The sequence below is a fragment of the Vibrio sp. 03_296 genome (genome assembly GCF_002265885.1).
Map to the genome: position 1 here is coordinate 1 of NZ_NPKW01000665.1, position 432 is coordinate 432.

Consider the following 432-nt stretch of genomic DNA (forward strand, 5'->3'; position numbering starts at 1 on the left):
TCGTCAATTTCAATAACTCTGGGTTGGTCGCGATGAAGTTTGATGGAGAAAGTGCGTTAATGGCTTGACGAGAGAAAAAGCTAATGCGCTCTTTGGTTTTTTCATCCAGACCTTCTATGGCGTCAATGGTATCCATATAGGTCTTGCTGAATAAAAGGTAAGACTGTTTGATAAAGCTATACATAGCTTCGGACTGCACGCTCGTTTGTAGAACAGCTTATCCCCTTTGTCCGCTTCAATGATACTTTGAGTATTGCCAGATAGCGCAACATTCTGCCAAATTTGCAGTTGTTGCTCCCACCACTGCGTTTGCAGTTGCAGAATGGCTTGTGGTTGATTCGCCGCTTTTTCAAAGAATTTCGCGGTATCCTCAAAGTTCACTTCTTGCATTGCCTTGTTTAAAGGAGAATTGACGGCTGCCTTGCCAACTTC

At 43.5% G+C, this 432-nt stretch carries 1 pseudogene; it reads right to left on the reverse strand.

The window, feature by feature from the left end:
• Positions 1-432, reverse strand: a pseudogene (locus CIK04_RS27005) (class I poly(R)-hydroxyalkanoic acid synthase); the annotation flags it as partial.